This window comes from Streptomyces sp. NPDC026515 (genome assembly GCF_055567595.1).
Window position 1 is genome coordinate 115,528 of the sequence record NZ_JBVHQD010000016.1, and the last position, 15,654, is coordinate 131,181.

Annotated in this window: 16 protein-coding genes and 1 pseudogene; 2 read left to right on the plus strand and 15 right to left on the minus strand. The window is 72.7% G+C overall.

The features are described 5' to 3' along the window. Positions 1 to 3: 3 nt before the first annotated feature. From ACZ4O3_RS30220 to ACZ4O3_RS30250, 7 genes and pseudogenes are all read right to left on the minus strand, one after another. Positions 4 to 1,515: an aldehyde dehydrogenase family protein gene (locus ACZ4O3_RS30220; RefSeq protein WP_362725444.1), complete on the minus strand. Its 1,512-nt coding sequence runs from the start codon at positions 1,513 to 1,515 to the stop codon at positions 4 to 6. Positions 1,516 to 1,678: 163 nt separating this feature from the next. After that, a complete protein-coding gene (locus ACZ4O3_RS30225; protein WP_362725447.1) occupies positions 1,679 to 2,428 on the minus strand; it encodes a DUF2637 domain-containing protein in 750 nt (249 codons plus the stop codon). A gap of 23 nt (positions 2,429 to 2,451) precedes the next feature. Next, positions 2,452 to 2,616 (minus strand): hypothetical protein, encoded by a 165-nt coding sequence (locus ACZ4O3_RS30230; RefSeq protein WP_362725449.1) that lies wholly within the window; start codon positions 2,614 to 2,616, stop codon positions 2,452 to 2,454. Positions 2,617 to 2,776: 160 nt separating this feature from the next. Continuing rightward, positions 2,777 to 3,733, minus strand: coding sequence for a hypothetical protein (locus tag ACZ4O3_RS30235; protein WP_467725233.1), 957 nt, complete (start codon positions 3,731 to 3,733; stop codon positions 2,777 to 2,779). A 7-nt stretch (positions 3,734 to 3,740) separates the two neighbouring features. Beyond that, positions 3,741 to 4,091 carry a hypothetical protein gene (locus tag ACZ4O3_RS30240; RefSeq protein WP_362731998.1) on the minus strand — a complete coding sequence of 117 codons (351 nt, stop codon included), beginning with the start codon at positions 4,089 to 4,091 and terminating at the stop codon, positions 3,741 to 3,743. Further along, a complete protein-coding gene (locus tag ACZ4O3_RS30245) occupies positions 4,081 to 5,838 on the minus strand; it encodes a hypothetical protein (protein ID WP_467725235.1) in 1,758 nt (585 codons plus the stop codon). The genes ACZ4O3_RS30240 and ACZ4O3_RS30245 overlap by 11 nt, the downstream gene beginning before the upstream one ends. A gap of 124 nt (positions 5,839 to 5,962) precedes the next feature. Next, positions 5,963 to 6,418 (minus strand): annotated as a pseudogene (locus ACZ4O3_RS30250) (LysR substrate-binding domain-containing protein); the annotation flags it as partial. On the opposite strand from ACZ4O3_RS30250, the gene ACZ4O3_RS30255 reads away from it, so the two are divergent. Continuing rightward, positions 6,398 to 6,628, plus strand: a complete 231-nt coding sequence (locus ACZ4O3_RS30255) for a hypothetical protein (protein WP_362731146.1) — start codon at positions 6,398 to 6,400, stop codon at positions 6,626 to 6,628. The pseudogene ACZ4O3_RS30250 and the gene ACZ4O3_RS30255 sit on opposite strands and share 21 nt — an antisense overlap. 39 nt (positions 6,629 to 6,667) lie before the next feature. Continuing rightward, on the plus strand, positions 6,668 to 7,354 hold the full coding sequence (locus ACZ4O3_RS30260; protein ID WP_362731144.1) for a siderophore-interacting protein: 687 nt from the start codon (positions 6,668 to 6,670) through the stop codon (positions 7,352 to 7,354). 9 nt (positions 7,355 to 7,363) lie between these two features. Here the strand turns inward: ACZ4O3_RS30260 and ACZ4O3_RS30265 are convergent, their stop codons facing one another. The 8 genes from ACZ4O3_RS30265 to ACZ4O3_RS30300 form a co-directional block, all read right to left on the minus strand. Next, a complete protein-coding gene (locus ACZ4O3_RS30265) occupies positions 7,364 to 8,641 on the minus strand; it encodes a hypothetical protein (protein WP_467725237.1) in 1,278 nt (425 codons plus the stop codon). A gap of 111 nt (positions 8,642 to 8,752) precedes the next feature. Continuing rightward, positions 8,753 to 9,742 carry a malate dehydrogenase gene (locus ACZ4O3_RS30270; RefSeq protein WP_362731749.1) on the minus strand — a complete coding sequence of 330 codons (990 nt, stop codon included), beginning with the start codon at positions 9,740 to 9,742 and terminating at the stop codon, positions 8,753 to 8,755. 418 nt (positions 9,743 to 10,160) lie between these two features. After that, the gene (locus ACZ4O3_RS30275; protein WP_467725238.1) at positions 10,161 to 11,216 is read right to left on the minus strand and encodes a helix-turn-helix domain-containing protein; all 1,056 of its coding nucleotides are present in this window, start codon (positions 11,214 to 11,216) and stop codon (positions 10,161 to 10,163) included. 340 nt (positions 11,217 to 11,556) lie between these two features. Further along, positions 11,557 to 12,018, minus strand: coding sequence for a helix-turn-helix domain-containing protein (locus tag ACZ4O3_RS30280; protein ID WP_362731818.1), 462 nt, complete (start codon positions 12,016 to 12,018; stop codon positions 11,557 to 11,559). 239 nt (positions 12,019 to 12,257) lie between these two features. Next, positions 12,258 to 12,956, minus strand: a complete 699-nt coding sequence (locus ACZ4O3_RS30285) for a response regulator (RefSeq protein WP_384989372.1) — start codon at positions 12,954 to 12,956, stop codon at positions 12,258 to 12,260. Then, on the minus strand, positions 12,953 to 14,116 hold the full coding sequence (locus ACZ4O3_RS30290; RefSeq protein ID WP_467725239.1) for a sensor histidine kinase: 1,164 nt from the start codon (positions 14,114 to 14,116) through the stop codon (positions 12,953 to 12,955). Before ACZ4O3_RS30290 ends, ACZ4O3_RS30285 begins: the two co-directional genes overlap by 4 nt. 187 nt (positions 14,117 to 14,303) lie before the next feature. Next, complete coding sequence (locus ACZ4O3_RS30295) at positions 14,304 to 14,732, minus strand: DUF3017 domain-containing protein (protein ID WP_362726529.1); 429 nt, start codon at positions 14,730 to 14,732, stop codon at positions 14,304 to 14,306. Next, positions 14,722 to 15,576 carry a bifunctional methylenetetrahydrofolate dehydrogenase/methenyltetrahydrofolate cyclohydrolase gene (locus ACZ4O3_RS30300; RefSeq protein WP_362726532.1) on the minus strand — a complete coding sequence of 285 codons (855 nt, stop codon included), beginning with the start codon at positions 15,574 to 15,576 and terminating at the stop codon, positions 14,722 to 14,724. Before ACZ4O3_RS30300 ends, ACZ4O3_RS30295 begins: the two co-directional genes overlap by 11 nt. Positions 15,577 to 15,654: the final 78 nt, after the last annotated feature.

The following is a 15,654-nucleotide window of genomic DNA, read 5'->3' on the forward strand; positions in this document are numbered from 1 at the left end:
GGCTCAGCCGGCGAACCAGCGCACCGGACGTGGCGCGAGGTTCTGGTAGACGTGCTTGGTCTCGCGGTACTCGGCGAGTCCGGCGGGGCCCAGCTCGCGGCCGGTGCCGCTCTTTCCGAAGCCGCCCCACTCCGCCTGCGGGAGGTAGGGGTGGAAGTCGTTGATCCAGACGGTGCCGTGCCGCAGCCGCCCCGCGACCCGGCGGGCGCGTCCGGCGTCGGCGGTCCAGACGGCACCGGCCAGGCCGTACTCGGTGTCGTTGGCGAGGGCCACGGCCTCGTCCTCGGTGCGGAAGGTCTCGACGGTGAGGACCGGCCCGAAGACCTCCTCGCGGACGACCCGCATCTCCCGGTGGCACTGGTCGAGGACCGTCGGCTCGTAGAAGTAGCCGCCGGCGGGGCGGTCGGCGGACGGCTCGGGGCGCTTGCCGCCGGAGCGCAGCACCGCGCCCTCGGCCAGCGCCGACGCCACGTACGCCTCGGTCTTGGCGCGCTGCTGCTCGGAGACGAGCGGGCCGCACTCGACGCCGTCCGCCGTACCGCGTCCGAGCCGGATCCGGGCGGCCCGGCGGGCGAGTTCGGCGACGAACCGTTCCCTGAGCGGCTCCTCGACGATCAGCCGGGCGCCGGCCGAACAGACCTGGCCGCTGTGGATGAAGGCGGCGTTGAGGGCCTGGTCGACGGCGGTGTCGAAACCCTCGTCGGTGGCGCAGGCGTCGGCGAAGACGACGTTGGGGTTCTTGCCGCCGAGTTCGAGGGCGACCTTCTTGACCGAGACGGCGGCCGCCTGGGCCACCTTGACCCCGCTGACCAGTCCGCCGGTGAAGGAGACCAGGTCGACGTCGGGGTGCTCGGCGAGGCGGGCGCCCACGCTGTGCCCGGGGCCGGTGACCAGGTTGGCGACGCCGGCGGGCAGCCCGGCCTCCGTCAGCAGTTCGATCAGCGCGACGGTCGTCATCGGGGTGATCTCACTCGGCTTGATCACGAAGGTGTTGCCCGCCGCCAGCGCCGGAGCGATCTTCCAGCTCGCCTGCAGCAGCGGGTAGTTCCAGGGCGTGATCAGGGCGCAGACACCGACGGGCTCGTGGACCACGACGCTGTGGATGTCCGGCGAGCCCGCGTCCACCACCCGGCCCGCGCCCTCCGCCGCCACCAGGTCGGCGAAGTAGCGGAAGGCGTCGGCGACGCAGTCGATGTCGACGCGGCCCTCCTCGACGGTCTTGCCCGCGTCCCGGCTCTCCAGGAGGCCCAGCTGCTCGCGGTCGCGTACGAGCAGGGCGGCCACCCGGCGCAGCAGCGCGGCCCGCTCGGCGACCGGCGTGCGGGGCCAGTCGCCGGTGTCGAAGGCGCGCCGGGCGGCGGCCACCGCCGCCTCCGCGTCCTTCTCGTCACCCTCGGCGACCACGGCGAAGGGCAGGCCGTCCGCGGGGTCGATGATCTCGCGCGTCGCGCCGGAGACGGCTTCCAGCCACTCGCCTCCGGCCTGGATGGTCGCTCGTGCCGTTCGGTCCGCCATGATCGGTATTGCCTTCCGTTCCTGTTCAGTGCCCCTGCGTGACAGAGGAGTCACACTCGGGGACCGTCACCGCATGCCCTCGGTTCCGGATTGCATGCGCAATCGACGGCCGAAAGTGCGCTGCATCACTGAACAGTCGGACGAAAGGGACAAAAAGGAGCTCTCAGGGTGCGGAACCCGCCGGTTCGCCGTGCATGGCGTGCCGGGGCTTGCTCCTGACCGAGATCTGGCCGACGAGTTCCCAGAAGCACACCAGGGCAGTCACCGGCGGAATCCCGAAAATCACTAACGACAACAGCGCATGTGAGGAATGGCTGACGCACAGCACCACGGCCACGGCGGAAGCCGTCAGCACCACGCACCAGGACCGGCGGGCACTGCGGCGCTGCGCGGTGGCCCGCAGGACGGACAGCGCCGCCACGAACCACGGGCCGTACACCGTCAGCGGCCAGTACTGGGCCAGCCCCGCGGGCAGCATCGACGAGGCGATGCCGCGCAGCTGCCCGTACGAGTAGCAGAGGGACCAGGTCAGCATGCACACCGCGCACAGCGAGACCGTCGCGATCAGGAACGTGATGTGGGTGACGCTCCGGCCGCCGTCGAGCAGGTGCGAGTCCTGGCGGCGGACCCGCCGGCGGCTGCTCCTGCGCTGCCTGGGTACGTCCAGCAGGGTGGGAGCCGTACTCGCGCTCACACCGGTCGGCGTGGACAGCATCTGCGCCAGCTCTTCGACCGGATCCCAGTCGCTCGGCGCGGCACCGCCCGGCTCCTGGGCGCCCCAGGCCGGGTCGTAGAGACCCGGGTGGTCGTAGAGCCCAGGGTGCTCATAGCGACCGGGGTGGTCGTGAAGACCGGGATGGTCGTAGAGCCCGGGATGGTCGTAGAGACCCGCATCGCGCTGAATCCCGTCCATCGATAAAACCTCCGCACCCTGCCTCAGAACGCCGCATACAGATCGGCCAACGTCCGCCGATAATCATTTTCCATCACATTGATTCTCGTCAGGAAATCATCGAGCAGGTCCGAACATGAGGTGATATCCATACTGTTCGGCCATCGGAGCGCGGTGGTCGGGTGGTCTTCGGCAGTGATCCAGTCCAATCGCGTCACAGTCACCTAACGACCACCGCACGGAGCAGGGTTTGAGGCGTTCGGGGGAATTAAGTCACCCGGAAGAGAGTCTATGAAATACAGGCAGGCAATTACATTCCACGAATACTGGCATGAGATGAACGCGGATGCGGACCTCGTGGGCGGCCGGTCAGTCCACCGCGGGGTCCGCGTCACAGAGCGTGTCCGGCGGGCAGAACCAGTCCACCGCCGTCGTCAGAGCGGCCAGCTCGTCGTCGCGGCCGTCGGCGTCGGGGCCGTAGGAGGCGACCGCGTAGATGTTGCCGTCCGGCGCGACGAACCGCTCGTCGACCACATGCCAGGTGCCGACGTCCGGCTCGCCGTGGATCGTGCCGGCCAGGTACTCCAGCCGGGAGCCGGTGAAATCGGCGTCGTCGAGGCTGGTCAGACCGAGCTCCTGGAAGCCGTCCGGCTTGGGCGTCTGCTCGGAGAGGTAGAGCTCGAAGGAGGCGTCCGGGGAGTCCTCGGCGACCTGGTAGACCTGCAGCCGGTGCTCGCGGTCGGGACTGCGGTAGCTGACGACGGCGATGCCGAACGAGGAGTCGACGGTGGACCGCGACCAGCCCTCGGGGACGGCGGTCGTGAAGCCCTCGGCGTCGTGCCGCAGCTCGTATCCGGCGGGCGGCGCGGAGACCGACGGGGACGGGGACCCGGTGTCCGTGGGTGATTCGGTCGCCTCCGTGGGCGGTGCGGAGGAGGTCGGGGTGCCCGGGACGGCGGCCGTGGCGGGCCGGTGGCCGTCGTCCTTGCCGACCACCAGGGTCAGGACCAGGGCGGCGGTCACGCCGACGACGACGGCCCCCACGACGACGGTCCGGACGAGCCTGCGATCGTGCCGGGCGGGCACGGGTGCCGGTGGCAGCTCGGCGGTCGACCAGCCGGGCGCGGGCGGCCGCCCGCTTCCCCCGTCCGGCCACCACTCCGCCGCGGGGGCCGACGCCGGGCGCTCCGGGGCCGACGCACCCGGTGCGGCCGCCGGGGAGACCCGCGGCTGAGCCGGGGGGCGGGCGACGGCGGGCCGGATGTCGTCCTCCCACCGCTGCGTGTCCTCGTTCCAGTACCGCGCTCCCCCGCCCCCGCCGGCCATGGCTCGCTCACCTCCCCAGCAGGCCGGCCAGTGTGCCTGCCGAGGCCAGTACGTTGATCAGGGTCTGGGAGTCGGTGAGGAGTTCACGCAGGCGCTCGCGGCGGGTGGGGGCCGCCTGGCCGGTGCGAGTGATCTCGTCCTCGGTCTCGGCAAGCGCCGTGCCCAGCGCCGCCGTCTGTTCGGTGCTCCGCACCCGTGCCAGATCGGCGCGCAAGTCCCTGACGGCGGCCAGGAGTTCCTCGTCGACCGGGGAGCCGGCGGTGCCGTGGTGGTGGCTCTCGGCGTGCGCGTGGCTGCCGATGGCGAACGTGCTCTTGGAGATGTTCCCGAGGTTGACCTGCGGTTCGTCACTTGCCATTGCTGTCGGGCCCCTTCTGCGTCGTGTGGCTCACGGCGGTGGCGTGGCTGCCGAAGGCGAGGGTGGAGCCCTCGACCCGGTCGATGCTCACGTTGGTGCTGTTGTTGACGGTCTTCTGAACGAACTCACCGGTCTCGTAACCGGCTTCCGCCAGCGCGGCCCGTACTCCGTTCGTCACCCGGTCCTGGATGCTGCGCAGGTAGCGGACGACGTCCATCTCCTGGAAGTGGGAGCCGACGTCCACCGCGCCCAGTTCGCGCACGGACAGCGCGGGCCCCTCCGGCAGCGCACCCGCGTGGCCGCCGGTCAGCAGCCGCCAGAGGTACACCGCGCCCCGGCCGAGCTGCCCGAGCGAGCGGCCGACCGAGCCCGGGACCAGGGCGATCGCGACGGCCGCCTTGCCGGCCCAGTTGTTGTTCCGGAACCGGTGGGCGGCGCGGTCGGCGCCCTTGAAGTCCGCGCGGACCGGGGTCAGTACGTGCGGGGCGATCTCCAGCACGAGCATCCGGCCCTGGGTGTGGATGCGCACGAACACCGTGACGACCACTTCCTCCTCCCAGCCGCCGACGCGGATCCGCAGGAAGTGCCGGCGCTTCTCGGCGCCCTCCTCGACGGCCCGCGCCCGGTGCTCCTCGAAGGCCTGCGGATGGTACGGCGCCTGGTCCCGGGTGAGCAGTCCCTCGACGGGCAGGAACACGCACTCGTCGATCTCCAGCCGGCGCAGCCGGTCACGGTTTCCGGGTCCGGCGTACTCGGCGGGGACGCGGAGCTGTTCGAGCAGCGGGCGGATCTTCTCCAGGATCGCCCGGTTGCTGAGCGGCTGCCGCTCCTTCTTGAGCTCGTCGGGCCTGAGTTCCACGGCCAGCACCCACGTGTCGTAGGCGGCGCCCGCCCCGCAGAACGGGTCGGCCTCGTTGTACATGATCAGCGGCGCGTGCTGTTCGATCCGGATGCGCTGCTTGAGCCGCTGGAAGCGGGGGTTCTCGGCCTTCTCGGCGGGGTCGCCGGCCGCGTCCGGGAAGCGCTGCGGGGAGAGTTCACCGGCCAGCGCCCGGCTGAACTGGGTGCGCTGGGCGTGCGCGCACAGGGCGATGCCGGCGAACACGGCGAGGGTGAGCCAGGCGTGCCAGGCCTCCGCCAGACCGCCGAGTTCGCCGACGTCCGGGGTCAACAGGTCGCCGACACCGGCCGAGTCGGAGTAGCCGGAGCCGGAGTAGCCGTCGGAGCCGTAGGGGTCGTACGAGGAACCGTCGTCCGAGCCGCCGCCGAACGCGACGACGAGGGTCATGATCAGGGCCACCGCGTAGAAGGCCCGGCCCCACCAGCGGACCAGGAATGCGGCACCCACCCGGTACAGCGGCGGCTGGGCGTCGCGGCCCCTGATCCAGGGCGCGACGGCCAGCGCGACGCCCGGCACCAGGAAGAACACGAGCAGCCCGCCGCTGAGCGGCAGCCCCACCACCCACAGCCCGAGGATCGCCGCGCCCCACAGCAGCTCCTGGCGGCGGGCGCGCAGGGCGTGGGCCAGCACCCGGGCGGCGTCGAAGCCGAGTGAGGGCGCCGCGATCCGCTGCTCGTTGAGGTGGAGTTCCTCGATGACCCGGTCCCGGTACGCGGAATCCAGGTAGCTGCCCGCGCACAGCAGCCGGGTGGCCTCACTGGCGTACGGCGGTGTGGGCGGCAGGGCGGGCGGTGCCCCGGCGGGCGAGCCCGGCTGCGGTTGTTGCGGCACGTGGGCAGTGCTCACGACGATCCCCCGATGCGTGTGACGTGCGGTGCTGGAAGTGCGCTGTTGGAAGCCGAGTTGACAGAGCATCAGCATAGGGGGGCGGCCGTGACCGGTGAAACGGATTGCCCGAAGTCACCGCAGGTCAGCACTCGGCCGACGGATCCCGCCCCGCGGGCTCGTCGATCATCAGCTCCCGTACACAGCGCCGGAGCCAGGCATGCGCGGGGTCGGCGTCGTGGCGCGGGTGCCAGGCGAGCCCGATGGCGATCGGCGGGAGGTCCGGCGGCACCTCGAAGGTGACCAGGCCGAGCGCGGCGGCCAGCGGCGCGTTCCAGGAAGTGAGCAGACCGATCAGGTCGGAGTCGCAGAGCACGAACAGGGAGGCCGGGAAGGTGCCGACGGTGCCCACCACCTGCCGCTGCAGGCCGAGTTCGGCCAGCTCGGTGTCGACGGGCCCGTGCAGCTTGCCGCGCCGGGAGACGTTCAGATGACCGGCCGCGGTCGCGTACCGCTCAGGCGTCAGCTCGCCCTCCAGAAGCGGGTGTCCGGCCCGTACGACACCGAGCATGCGGTCCTCGTGCAGGTACTCCACGCGCAGCCCGGTGCAGCCCTGGGCGTCGCGGTCACCGGCACGATCCTGTCCGCCCACACCGACCTGGCCGCGGGCATGGGCCCGGCGCTGCGCACCGTCGCGCTCCTGGTCCTCGCGGCGACGGTGGTCGTGGTGGCCGGTTACCGCGACCGCGCCCCGACACGTACTATCGCGTCCGACCAGGAACGCGTACTGTCGCGTTCCATCGGTTCCTGAGCAACTCCCCTCACCACGTGGCCTGTTGAGGAGCACCCGATGCCCGCTCTGCTGAATCCCGTCCTCGACCTGCTGACCCTGCGCGGCACCGTCACCGAGGCCGAACAGATCACCGCGCACATCCGCCGGCTGCGCGTCGACGGCGACCAGCTCGCCGGCCTCGACGTCATGCCCGGTCAGCAGGTCCGCGTCCTGGTCACCGGCCTGACCCTGCGCACGTACTCCGTGTGGCGCTACGACCCGTCCGGCGTCGTCGAGTTGTGTGTGCTGGACCATCCCGAGGGCGGCCCGGGGGCCCACTGGGGGCGCACGGCCGCCACCGGCGAGCAGGTGCGGCTGCGCAAGCCCGAGGGCACGTTCACGCTGCGCCCGGAGGCCGCCCACCACGTCTTCGTCGGCGACGAGACGGCCTCGGTCGCGTTCGGCGCGATGCTCGCCGCACTGCCCGAGGAGGCCGTCGTCTCCGGCTGCGTGGAGACGGCGAGCGCGGCGGACCGGCTGCCCGTCGCGTACGCGGAGCGCCTCGACTGGGTGCTCCGCGGCGAGACGTCACTGCCGGAGGCGGTCCGCCGGCTCGCCCCCGAGCCCGGCGGTATCGCGTACGTCGCCGGGGAGGCGCGGGCCGTGCAGGCGGTGCGCAAGGTGCTCGTCCAGGAGGCTGGGTGGGACCGGCGGGCGGTGCTCACCAAGCCGTTCTGGACGCCCGGCAAGAAGGGCATGGAGTGACGCCGGCGCTCAGGAACACCGGGCGCCGGCCGGGCAGAAGGAGTCGAGCGCGGTGGTGAGCGGCCCCCGCACCAGGTCGGCGGCAAGGCTCCCGGGGCCACTGGCACGGATCGCGTACAGCGTGCCGTCGGCGGCCTGGAAGCGGTGGTCGACGACCTGGCGAGGACCCTTGTCCTGATCGTCGTAGCGGTAGGACAGCTCCGCCCAGGTGTCGCCCGAGGTGCGAGCGCCTGGCTGGTAGCCCGGCTGCTTCGCGTATCCGTACCCGGGGTCGTTCTCGGCGAGGTCGAGGGACTCGGCCGGGGTGGCCTCGGAGACCGCGAAGATCTGCAACTGGCGCCCGTCGGACGGGGAGTCGTAGTACACCACCGGCGCCTTCTCCCCCTGCCGCTGCCGCCGGACCCACCCCTGGGGAACGTCGAGGGTGTAACCGACGGGGTCGTCCACGACGCGGTATCCGGCGGCGACGGAGGGGGTGGGGCTGGGACTGGGGCGGGGGCTGGGGCTGGCCGTCGGCTCGCGAGACCCGGGTGCCGACGACTCGGCACTGACCCTCGCGCTCACGGACGGGTCCGCCCCGGTGCCGGAGCCGCCACCGCCGTCCCGCCCGAAGTACCAGACGCCCAGCCCGGAGAGACCTGCGACCAGGACCAGACCGACGACCGCGGCGAGCGCACGGCCGGACCGCCGCCGCGGGGTATACCCGGCCGGCGGGGGCGTCGCCGCGAGCCGCTGCCCCGACGAGGTCGTGTCGGCGGACCAGGGCGGCGGCGTGTAGCTCCGCGGCGCCCCGCCCGGGGACGGCACCGGACGGCGGGCGCCCGGCGGCGTCGGCGCGGCGGGCAGCGTCGGGGACGAGGACGGCGAGGAGAACCCGGCCGGCAGCGACGGCAGTCCCGGGGGCGGGGTCGGGGGCCAGGCCGGGCGGCCCTGCTCCGCGCTCGGTTCGCGCCCGGGAGCGTACGGCGCCTCGTCACCGGCCTGCCGCCCGAGAGGCGCGCCCGGCGCGGCGGGGTCCGCGCGCTCCGGCTTGCGCAGGGACACCGGCCGCTCGGGCTGCCGGGAACTCCCCCGCGTCGGCGGCCAGTCGGACTGCCCGGGGCTCCGCGGCGGCTCCGGCCGGTCCGGCTGCCACGGGTTCTCCGGGACGCCTGTGTGCAGCGGGGTCACCGTCGGCCATCTCTGCGTGCTCGGCTCCTCCTGATCCGGCGGCGTCTCCGCCGGCCCCTGCCCCGGCGGCAGTTCGCCCTCCGTGCCGTCACCGGACCATCCGTTCCCGTCGCTCATCGCGAACCCCCCGATTCACTGGGCCACTTGCCTCTTCCGACGGTAGCGGCCAAAACGGGAACGGGCCCCGTTCCGGATGAAACCGGAGCGGGGCCCGTGGGCGCGGGAGGCTCAGATGAGGCCGAGGGCGCGGACCGCGTCGCGCTCCTCCGCCAGCTCCTGCACCGAGGCGTCGATGCGGGCGCGGGAGAACTCGCTGATCTCCAGGCCCTGCACGATCTCGTACACGCCGTCCTTGGTGGTGACCGGGAAGGAGGAGATCAGGCCCTCCGGGACGCCGTAGGAGCCGTCCGACGGGATGCCCATGGACGTCCAGTCGCCGTCGGCGGTGCCGTTGACCCAGGTGTGGACGTGGTCGATGGCGGCGTTCGCGGCGGAGGCGGCGGAGGACGCGCCACGGGCCTCGATGATGGCCGCGCCGCGCTTGGCGACGGTCGGGATGAACTCCTCGGCCAGCCACTTCTCGTCGTTGACGACCTCGGCCGCGTTCTTGCCGGCGACCGTGGCGTGGAAGATGTCGGGGTACTGGGTGGCGGAGTGGTTGCCCCAGATGGTCAGGCGCTTGATGTCCGCGACCGTCGAGCCCGTCTTCTTCGCCAGCTGGGTCAGCGCGCGGTTGTGGTCGAGGCGCGTCATCGCGGTGAACCGCTCGGCCGGTACGTCCGGGGCGGCGGCCTGCGCGATCAGCGCGTTGGTGTTGGCGGGGTTGCCGACGACCAGGACCTTGATGTCGTCCGCGGCGTGGTCGTTGATGGCCTTGCCCTGCGGCTTGAAGATCCCACCGTTGGCCTCCAGGAGGTCACCGCGCTCCATGCCCTTGGTACGCGGGCGGGCGCCCACCAGGAGGGCGACGTTGGCACCGTCGAAGGCGACGTTCGGGTCGTCGCTGATGTCGATGCCCGCCAGGAGCGGGAAGGCGCAGTCGTCGAGCTCCATGGCGGTGCCCTCGGCGGCCTTGAGCGCGGGGGTGATCTCCAGGAGGCGGAGCCGGACCGGCACGTCCGCGCCGAGCAGCTGGCCGGAGGCGATGCGGAAGAGCAGGGCGTAACCGATCTGGCCGGCCGCGCCGGTGACGGTGACGTTCACGGGAGTGCGGGTCATGGCGTTCTCCGTATGACAGCTGGCGGTGGGCGTCCTTGCCCTGGGGTGCGGACGTACAAATGATCGATCTCTCGGTATCAAGAGATCCACCGGTCAGGCTATCGCGCATTCCGGATGCCGGACGTGGAGGGGTGGGTGTGGCCCGCCCCACAGCGGTGACCCTGCCGACACCCCCGCGGACCGCGTACGAAAAAGGCGGCCGCCCGTCCGGGAGAGGTGGGACGAGGCGGCCGCCACCGGGGGTACCGGAATCCGGACTCCCGTGGGGGGTACGGTTCGCGTGCCCAGGAATCGCCACGGCATTCCCGGACACGGGGAGTTTCTGCGGTTCTGCGGTTCTGCGTATCCGCGGTCCTGCGCTCCTGCGCTCCTGCGCTCCTGCGCTCCTGTGTCGCCGCGGGTCCGCGGGTCCGCGTTTCTACGAGGTGCACCCCGTCCGCCCCGACGCCAGTGTCGCGCACGCCCTGGCCTGCGCCGCGTCCCGTACCGCGACCATCGGCGTGTAGGCGATCGTGTCGCCGGCGGCGGTGATGTCGCCCGTCCTGGTGGTCGCGCCGACCGTGACCCGCACCGAGTCGCCCTGGGCGGCGCCGGTGATCCGGCCCCAGGCGGCGCCGCAGGTGCCGCTGTAGCGGACCTCCAGGGTGATCGCGCCGACCGTGGCGGTCTTGGCGGTGGTCACGAGGTCGCCGCTGCACCCCATGGCCTCCGCGTCCTTGCCGGTGCAGCCGGCACCCGCGCACTTCACGCCGGCCGGCAGGTCGGTGCCGGCGCTGGTGGACGGGGCGGACGAGGTGGCACCGCTCCGGTTCTTCTCACCGTCGCCGTGGCCCCCGCCGTCGCCGCCGCCCGTCAGGAGGAAGACGGCGGCGACGGCCACGGCGACACCCCCGGCCCCCGCGAGGAACATCGTCAGCCGCCGCCGGACGCCGCCACCGGACGCCGGTCCCTCGGGCGCGGCCGGCCGGCGCGGGCCGGTCCCCTCCCGGCGGTTCGCGTCCGGTGCCGTGGGCTGGGGCGGGACGGTGGGCGAGACGCCCGCCGGTCCGGCGATCCCCGGCGTCGCGACGGCACCGCCCGTGCGGCGCGGTGCCTTGCTCCCCTCGGTGCCGGCGGACACGACCGGCGGGCCCCCGAACTCCCCCAGCGCGGCGCGCGCCTGGGAGATCCGGATCGCCTCCATCGTCATGTCGTGGCGCTGCTCCGAACGGCTCCAGGCCCGTTCGGCCAGCTCCCACATGGTCGTCAGGTGGACGGGATCGGTGCCCGTGACCTCGGCGAGCGCGACGATCGCGCCCTTGGGCGCCAGCAGGCGCCCGCCCAGGTACCGTTCCCAGGACGTCCTGCTGTAGCCGGTACGGTCCGACAGTGCCGCGACGCCCAGCCCGCTGCGGTCCACCAGCCGCCGTAACTGGGTCGCGAACTCCTTCACCTGCGGATCGAGTTCCTCCGGCAGCGCCTTCCAGCGAGGCATTGCTCCCCCCTCTTCCCCGGTCCTCCCGCCCCCGGTCCGGTGGCGTGTCTTCCCCCGCGTCCCCCTGCGCGTGGTGCCCGCGCGCGGTCCCCGTTCTGGTTACCCAGCGGACCGCGGCGCCCCCGGAAACCCAGTCCCCCGGCAGGGGGCGCACAGGAGCACCGCCCCCCGCGCGCACCGTCGCACGCCGACCGCGAAGCGGTCCGACGGGCCTACGCCTTGCCCCGACCGGACACGTTAGCCCGCTTGCGAGTCGGCTTCGTAACCCGTCCGCGAACTTGTCGGCACATCGGCACGCCGGTCACCCGGCCGTGACCTCGCAGGTCACGGCGGCCCCGGCTCACCCGAGAGCCACGACGCCGACGACCGCCACGAGCAGCAGCACGAGCAGCAGCAGGACCGCGGCCGGCAGCAGCCCGCCGTGCGGGCGGGGCGTCCGCTCCGGCTGCGGGCTGTCCCACCAGGGGAGGGTGGGGTCGTCCTCGTACTCCCCGGTGCCGGGCGGCGGTTCCGGCTCGTTCGCCGGGCGCGGCCAGGCCTGGACGGCCAGCTCCCAGCGCACGGTGTGCCGTTCGGCGTCGGCACCGGTGAGGCCCGCGACCCGGCACAGCGCGGCGACGGCCTGTCGCGGCGGCGGCTGCACGGCGTTGAGGTAGCGCTGCCAGGAGGACTTGCTGTAGGCGGTGCGGGCGCCCAGCGCCACCAGGCTGAGACCGGTGTCGTCCTTGAGGAGCCGCAACTGCTCCACGAAGTGCCGCACTTCCGCCGGAAGCCCCTCCGGCAGCGGCTGCCAGCCGCCCATCACGCACCTCCACGGCTTCCCGCGTTGCCAGTTCGTTGCCAGTTCAGAGCGGGTGACGACGACGGGCGGTCCGACGGTTCCCGCAGGCTGTGGCAGTGCGGACGCTCCGTAGCGGAACTGTCACCTCTGTGCCACAGCCCGCGGACAGCCGTTGAACAGCCGCCACCCGACGGGAAGGCTGAGACCCGACGGCGGTCCGTCCTGCTCGGGGGAGGGGACGGGCCGCCATTCGGCCTCTTTCAGCCGCCGAGGTGGTCTCCGGCCGCACCCGGCCCGCCCGGCGTCACCAGTCCCGTCTCGTACGCCACCACCACCGCCTGGGCCCGGCTGCCCAGGTCGAGCTTGGTCATCGTGCGGTTGAGATGCGTCTTCACGGTGGCCTCGCTGATGTAGAGGAGGTCGGCGATCTCCAGGTTGGACAGCCCGCGCGCGGTGAGCTTGAGGACCTCGACCTCACGGGAGGTCAGCACGTCGAGGTCGGGCGGCGGGCCGGTCTGCGGGGCGGGGCCGTGCTGCCGGGCGAAGGCCTCGACCAGGCGCCGGGTGACACTGGGCGCGAACAGGGCGTCCCCGCCGTCCACCGCGGTGACGGCGGCCAGCAGCCGCTCCGGACCGGAGTCCTTGAGGAGAAAGCCCGAGGCGCCCGCGCGCAGCGCGCCGTACACGTACTCGTCGAGGTCGAAGGTGGTGAGCACGAGGACGCGGGGCGCGGGCCCCGCCGCCTGCGCGAGGATGCGCTCGGTGGCCTCGATGCCGTTCAGGCCCGGCATCCGGATGTCCATGAGGATGACGTCGGGGCAGGTCTCGGCGGCCAGCCGCACCGCCTCCGCGCCGTCCCCGGCCTCTCCGGCCACCTCGAAGCCGGGCGCGGCTTCCAGCAGCCCCACCAGACCCGCGCGGATGAGGAACTGGTCGTCGACCACGAGCACTCTGGTCATCCGGTACGGTCGTCCCCCCGCCGTGCGAGTGCGGCCGAGGTCGGCAGGGCCAGCTCGACCGCGAAGCCTCCCCCGGAGCGTGGGCCGACGCTGATCGTCCCACCATAGAGCTTGGCCCGCTCCCGCATGCCGATCAAGCCATGTCCGGCACTCGTTCGCACTCTGTCCGGATTCACCCCCTCCCCGTCGTCGCGGACGGACACGGCCAGCTCGTGCGGCCGGTACCGCAGCAGCACGCGCGCGTGCGCGTGGCCGGCGTGCTTGAGAACGTTGGTGAGCGCCTCCTGGACGACGCGGTAGGCACACAGTTCGACACCCGGCGGCAGCGGCCTCGGCTCGCCCTCGATCACGAACTCGACGGGCAGCCCGCCGCTGCGCACCCGCTCCAGGAGATCGGCGAGCCGGTCCAGGGTGGGCATCGGCGCCCTCTCGGCGGCCCGCGGGTCCTGCTCCCGCAGCACGTGGAGCATGCGCCGCAGTTCCTCCAGGGCCTCCCCGCTGGTGTCCGCGATCGTCCCGAGCGCCCCGCGCGCCTTGCCGGGATCCGACTCGAAGACGAACCGGGCGAGCCCCGCCTGCACGGAGATCACCGACATGTGGTGGGCGACGACGTCGTGCAACTCCCTTGCTATCCGCCCGCGTTCCTCGGCCACGGCCCGGCGTGCCCGTTCGGCCTGCTCGGCCTTCAGATGCCGGGAGAGCGCGGCGGAGCGCTGCGCGAGATGCCCGAACCAGACGAACACCGAGCAGTACAGCAGCGCCTGTACGACGACGGAGGCCATCGAGGAACCGCGGGTGACGAGCCCGGCGTACACCCACATGCCGGTCATGCAGACCGCGCAGCCGACGGCCACCCGGACCGGCCGCGCCGACGCGACCGTGTAGAGGCCCAGCAGGGAGCCGAAGGTGCACACCACGGGCCAGAAGCCGAGGCTGACATAGACGATCGAGGCGCCCTGCATGACGGCGAAGGCCGCGACCGGCCACCGTCCGCGCAGCGCCACGGGGAGCTGCGCCAGCACGATCAGCGCACACGCCCACGCGTCGAGCCGCGGCCAGCCCTGGGCGGGCGACTCCCGCCCCAGCAACAGGGCCATCACCACCGTCCCGCACGCGATCAGCGTGTCGACGGCGAAGGGAGGCGGGTTCCGCAGTCGCATCGCCGCAGCGTAACGCGGGGGTCCGGGGCCCGGAGTCAATCACCGGGCGTACCGCGGAAGTTGTAGGGGTTTCCATCGGAGGTGGGATTCGCCGGGCAGGCCGGATCCCTACCGTGGGCCAGGGGGGAAGGCCCGCACCCACCGGGGGAGGTGCGGGCCACTCCTCGGGCGGCCCGGATCGGATCCCCTAGCTCCTCATCGTGAAGTGCAGCGTGTCCTTCAGGAAGGGGATCACCAGCCAGGGCTTCGGCTGCGCCATCAGCGCCAGCAGCACGATCGCCAGGCCCAGCACACCGTAGGTCGCGATGTCCGTGAACCGGGACCGCACCGCCAGCATCCCGACGCTCGGCAGCACCCACCGCATCACCGCGCCCGCGAGCAGCGCCGCGCCGATCAGCAGCGCGCCCACCCTGAACTGGTCCAGCGAGGTCAGCAGCAGCCCCACCGCGGCGGCCGCCAGCACCACCAGCAGCGGCCACTGCCGAGCCGGCGCCGGCAGGTCTCCCGACGCGGCCCTGCCGCCCCCCTCGGGGCGCGCCGTGTCCCGCGTGAACAGCGGGAAGCGCCGGGTCGCCCGGCGGCCCGCACTCTGTCCGTGACCGCCGTCAGCCGACACTGCGCTCCGCCGCCTCGACCACGTTGACGAGCAGCTGGGCCCGGGTCATCGGTCCGACACCGCCGGGGTTCGGGGAGAGCCACCCGGCGACCTCGGCGACACCGGGGTCCACATCGCCGACGATCTTGCCGTCCGCGTTGCGGGAGACGCCGATGTCGAGGACGGCCGCGCCCGGCTTGACGTCCTCGGCACGGATCAGGTGCGGGGAGCCGGCCGCCGCGACGATGATGTCGGCGCGCCTGAGGTGGGCGGAGAGGTCACGCGTGCCGGTGTGACACTGGGTGACCGTCGCGTTCTCGCTGCGCCGGGTGAGCAGCAGCGGCATCGGGCGCCCGATGGTCACGCCACGGCCGACGACCACCACCTCGGCGCCCTTGATCTCGACGCCGTGGCGGCGCAGCAGGGTCAGCACGCCGTTGGGGGTGCAGGGCAGCGGGGCGGGCTCGCCGAGCACCAGGCGGCCCAGGTTCATCGGATGCAGGCCGTCCGCGTCCTTGTGCGGGTCCATCAGCTCCAGGATGCGGTTCTCGTCGATGCCCTTGGGCAGCGGGAGCTGGACGATGTAGCCGGTGCAGGCGGGGTCGTCGTTGAGCTCGCGGACGACGGCCTCGATCTCCTCCTGGGTCGCGGTGGCGGGCAGCTCCCGCTGGATGGAGGCGATGCCGACCTGCGCACAGTCACGGTGCTTGCCGGCGACGTACTTCTGGCTGCCGGGGTCGTCCCCGACCAGGATCGTGCCGAGGCCGGGCGTGACGCCCTTCTCCTTCAGCGCCGCCACGCGGGCGGTCAGATCGGACTTGATCGCGGCTGCGGTGGCCTTGCCATCGAGAATCTGGGCGGTCATGGGTCCATCCTCGCGGATGCCGGTCTCCCGGTTCCAATCGGGTGTGCGGTCATGATCAATGATGTTGCACTTGCACAA